This window comes from Pelomonas caseinilytica, assembly GCF_021353235.1.
GTDB classification, from domain to species: domain Bacteria; phylum Pseudomonadota; class Gammaproteobacteria; order Burkholderiales; family Burkholderiaceae_C; genus Pelomonas; species Pelomonas caseinilytica.
In genome coordinates, this window is sequence record NZ_JAJTWT010000029.1 from 1 (window position 1) to 4,907 (window position 4,907).

The following is a 4,907-nucleotide window of genomic DNA, read 5'->3' on the forward strand; positions in this document are numbered from 1 at the left end:
GCCGTTCTCGGCGCCAATGCTGCTCAATCGCGTCAGCCGCTGCCGAGCCCGTCATGAACGCGAACTGCTCGCCGGACTTGCCCCGTCAACGCGTTGCGCCGAAATGGATTTTGCAGGTCTGACGACGTAGGTCCCTTCGGCAGCGTCACCCAGGTCGGGCTTGCGGCGCGGCTCGTCGGCGGCGCGCACGAGGGCGGCGGCTGGCGCGGCCAGGGCAATGGTGGCCAGGTGGAGCAGGGCGGAGCGGCGTGGCGGCATGGGTACTCCTTGGGGAGGAGGGGTGATGCTAAGCCGAGCAAAAACAAAGGGTTGCGACCTGCGCTTCAATCCATATCTTTGCCAGCGTGCCCGACGCATTTCCATGACGCCGTCCCTTCATAGAGAGGACGGAATCGAGCAGTCTGCGCGAAACAGGTGCAGACGTATTTGCTTGCCGTGGGACCGCGGCTGAGTGAAGCAAGCGCCGCCCTGAGAGCAACGTTATCGCTACCGAAATTGCTTGCCAGCAAAGTTATCGGGCTTGGACCTTGCGCCCCGGTGTGGTTGGAATGAACCTGAACACAGCCGCACGACGTCAGCGCGCCAAAGCCGAATCGGCCCTCGTGTGAGGGCCGATTCGATGGGCGTTATCGTGCTCTCTGACCTGGATGGTTCACCAGCGACGCCAATCAACGCGCCGTCGCCACTCATGTGCGGGTCAGGGCGTGGGCGGCCCAGCTGGCCCTATACGGCATGCCGATTGGAGCTTTTCTTACCTCACTTGCCTCCCACCAACTGCTGCCACTGGGCCTTGGCGCGCTCTTCCAGATCCTTGAGCCAAGCATCGCTGAGGGAACGGGCCCGGTCGGTCTCGGCCTGGGCGATCTCGGCGGCCGTCTTGGGCAGGGGTGCCGGCTCGGCCGCGGAGCCCATCTGCCCGCGGGCGCTGGCCAACAGGTCCAGTGCCGCCGCGGAAGGTGGCGCGACCGACTGGCTGCCCGCCTGGGACTGCGTGGCCTGCGCCGCCGCCGTGGTGACGACGAAGGGGTTGATCCCCGCCGGCGTCGCGACTGGCGTGCCGGGCAGTACGCGCACGACGAAGGCCTGGCTCACGCTGGAGCTCGCGCCGTTGCCGGTCTCGACGCTGGCAGCGCGCACCGTGAGGCTCATGTCGCCCGTGAACCCGGTGGGCGGCGTGGCGCTGAGATGGGTCAGATCCCAACCCGCCAGCTCGACGCTCGTCCCGCCTGCCGCGGTGTGCACGCCATCGCTGAGCACCGCGCCGGTCGGCAGGCCGCCCAGCGTCAGCGCAAGCGCCTCGCTGCCGAAGCTGTCGGTCGGCTCGGCCGCTACCTTGGGCAGCGCGATGGCCGTGTCAGCCAGACCGTAGAGGAGCGCCGTGCCGACGGGCAACGTCTCGACGAGGTGAATGTCGTCGATGTTGGCGCTGCGTTGCGGTACGGCACCGCCGGCGATGGCATCGCCGCCTTCCAACACGATGGCAACCCGTCGCATCTGGCCATTGCCGGTGAACGTGAAACTCAGCGACTCCCAGTTCAGCGCCGTCGTCGGGCTGGTACCAGCATAACCGCCGACCTTGACGCCATCGACGTAGATGCCAATGGCGGTGTTGGCCACTGCAAATCCCGGTCCGCCGGCGTAGTCGAAGCCGAGCGTGTAGACAGCGCCATCGATGGTGTCGACCGTGCGTTCGATGCCCAGCGTCTGATAGGCCAGCGTCGCGCGGCCGTTGCGCAAGGTCAGCCACTGGCTGCCATTGCCCGGCATCGATTGAGCCCGAAGCGCGTTCCCGCCGTAATTCACGGTTCGATCGTTGGCCGCCAGAATCTCAAAGGCCGCCTGCTTACCGCTCACGGCAGGCAGCACCGTCCAGCCCTCGAGAGTTGGGCCTGCAACCGCCGTGGATGACTTGAGAGGATTCTCGGCTGTAGCCGGGTCGTTGGCCGGCGTCTCCCAGCTTGTCGCCAACAGCTCGCGGCTGACGGCGATGTCGCGGGCGCTCAGGGTCAACGTCGGGGCATCGGCGACGGCGACGAATTGCGCGATCAGCAGCTGCGAGGTCGTCGCGTACTCGCCGGTCGCGCCTTCGATGGCGGTGGCCTGCAGCTGCAGGGCCACGCTGCCGTTGAAGTCGCGCGGCGGCGTGAGCTGGAGGGCGTCGAGCTGCCAGCCGGCGAGGTTGACGACGCGCTGCGGCGCGGACGGCGTGAAGCTGTGGGCGCCGTCGGTCAGCGTGAAGCCGTCCGGCAGGCCGGTCAGCGTCAGCACCAGGGTTTCGGAGCCGTCGTTGTCGACCAGGCCGGTGACGATGGCGTGCAGGGCCAGCGCCGCGTCCTCCAGACCGGTGACGGTGCCGCCGCCGGTGATGGTGAGCGTGGGCGCGTCGGCCACGGCGGCGATGTCGATGACGAGGCTGGCGGCCGGGCTGTAGAGCTCGCCGTCGAAGGCCTTGAAGCCGATGCGGGCGTAGTGCTCGTGGCGGTTGCCCTCGCCGGTGGCGAAGTAGCCGGCGCCGCCGGAGGCGTTGGCGGCCGGCACGAAGCGCAGGCCGCGTGCGGCCAGGTCGGCTTCGCTGAAGCGCTCGCCCACCGCCACCGCGGCCCAGCTGCCGTCGGCCTGCTGGCGCTGCAGCTCGCCGTCAACCGGCAGTGCCGTGATCTCGACCTGCAGCAGGTCGGGGCGGCTGTCGGGGTCGATGATGGCGAAGCTCGTCCAGCTCAGCACTAGCGCCGCGTCTTCGACATCCGAAGCCTGGCCGTCGGCCGCCGTCGGCGCCTGGTTGGGCGTGGTGTCGGCGAGGGTGTGCACATCGCGCACGACGACGTGACTGTCAGCTGCCGCGAAGCCGAGCAGGTCAAAGCTCAGCAGTACCGACTTGCCCGTCAGCTCCGGTGCCAACATGACCAGATAAGTCACGCTGCCATCGGCGTTGATCTGCTTGCGAACACTGGATGCCAGACGCTCGACCGCGGCTTGACCGTTGCGAGCGGTCTGACGGTTCAGCAGTGCGTCGGAACCGTCCAAGTCGACATGGCCAGCCAAAGGTAGGCCGGTGTCGGCATCCAGCAGCGCTACCTCGAAGGCATCACCAGGGCCTCCCGCATTGGCCTGTAGGCCTGGCCCGGCGAGAGTGAAGCTCAGCAGCCTGTCGTTCGCTCCGACCGCAAAGCCTTGCAGCAGGCGCGCCTGACGGCCGCCGCTCTCACCCAGCGTAGCGCCATCGCTCGTGAAGCTGACGTCACCCTGCGTCGTCCAGCCGGCGCCGTTGGGCGTGCCGGATTGGCCGAAGCTGCCGTTGAGCAGGCTGACATTCACGCCCGTGGCGAATTGCGGTGCTGCACTGCCGTCACCGGTGCTGCGACGCGCGGCGCGGCTGCTGGAGACGGTGCGGCCACCCACCGGCAGGCCCGGCTGGGTCGGCGCGGTCGGGTTCGACGGGTCGTTGCCACCGCTTTCGCTGCCGGACGCGACCTTCAGTTCAACGATGCGCTGCGCCATCCAGGCCAGTTCCGCCTGGGTCGGCAGGCGGCGCTCGCCGGGCTGCAGCGTAGCCGCCATGAAGTCGGACGAATCGCCAGCGTGATCCAACCCCAGCACGTGGCCGTACTCGTGCAGCAGCACCGAGAGCAGGTCCATCTTGCCGTCGGCGGCGCCACCGGCCTTGGCGCGCCAGATGGTCTTATCGGCCGTGGGCAGGAAGTCGTCGGTGTTGTCGAGCGGTGTGGGGTCCAAATGCCAATTGATTGCGCTACTGTCATTCAAAACGATGCGCGCATCGATTCCCAACCCATACGTTTCGGCAAGACGCGCATCCGGCAATGGCCCAAGTTCCGTAATCGCCGGGAAACTGATAGATGCCGACTTGCGAGACTGTTTCATCCAGCGCTCACAGGCGGACGGCAGCTGTTCATTGGTAATTCCCTCGACAACCGCAACCTTGTAGTTCAGCAAGTAACTGACCGCTTTGCCCGTCTTGTCACGGGCGTCAACGCGCAGTGCGAACTGATCCATCCCTTGATAGCTCGAATCGGCGCTGAACTGGAACGACAAACCAATGCCCGCCTGCCCCTGCTCCATCAAACGGCCATGCTTGGGCGCCGTGACAACAGTCGTACCCAAGATCGCAGCGCTCACCACCGAGTCCGGGAACGAACCGGTCTTGGCGTCACGTTTGTAGCCTAGCGAATCCAGGACCAGCCAGGCTGCCGGAATGTTGTTATATGCCGAGTCTGTATATACAGCCCCGGCTCCGACCTCTTGGCAATCCATGTCCCATGTCTGGATGCGGCTCGGCGTCACAACGCCGGCGCCACCCGCGGGGATGGTCCGATATACGGAATCGCTTGCTGAGTAATTTTGCGGCAGGGCATCCATAAGGGCTCCAATTTCATCTATCAGCGATTGAATTTTTGATGCATTCAGATTGGTTGCCTCTGAATTGGGCGGCAGCATGCCATCCGCTGTCGTGTCTTCCGTCGACAACGCTTTTCCAAAAGATTTCGCGTCTGGCGGCGTGAAATACACGTGGAAATGCGTGTGATGGGAAATATAGGCCTCGGATTTGATTCCAAGATGCGACAGGATGTCATTGATGTTTTTGTACGGATTGGTTGAGCCCGTGCCACCAATATAAATCTTCGGAATCATTACCCCGGTGCCGGACGTGGTGCCAAACAGGTATTTGGCAAGATCCGACTTTTTATCACCGCCGTTGACGAGCTTGGGTTCCAGCCACGTGCTGCGCTCGGTCTTTGTTATGTCATAGAGCGCAAGGAAGTCCCTGAGAGTGTTGGCGCCGATCTAAATTTGACCCACCCTGCCGATTGAACTTTGACCCAGGGCTTGGGGCCGGCATCGGCTGATGCCGGCTGTGGACAACTGTAGCGGTGAGCCTCCTCAGCCCGCCT

At 65.1% G+C, this 4,907-nt stretch carries 2 protein-coding genes; both read right to left on the reverse strand.

The genetic code is table 11. The features are described 5' to 3' along the window. Positions 1-51 precede the first annotated feature (51 nt). Positions 52-258: a hypothetical protein gene (locus tag LXT12_RS26540; RefSeq protein WP_233395531.1), complete on the reverse strand. Its 207-nt coding sequence runs from the start codon at positions 256-258 to the stop codon at positions 52-54. 498 nt (positions 259-756) lie between these two features. Continuing rightward, positions 757-4,647, reverse strand: coding sequence for a matrixin family metalloprotease (locus LXT12_RS26545; RefSeq protein ID WP_233395533.1), 3,891 nt, complete (start codon positions 4,645-4,647; stop codon positions 757-759). Positions 4,648-4,907 lie beyond the last annotated feature (260 nt).

What these genes read in the sequence shown, in the direction of transcription:
- LXT12_RS26540 (WP_233395531.1), bottom strand. Translation starts at nt 258, where the DNA reads ATGCCGCCACGCCGCTCCGCCCTGCTCCACCTGGCCACCATTGCCCTG.
- LXT12_RS26545 (WP_233395533.1), bottom strand. Translation starts at nt 4,647, where the DNA reads ATGATTCCGAAGATTTATATTGGTGGCACGGGCTCAACCAATCCGTAC.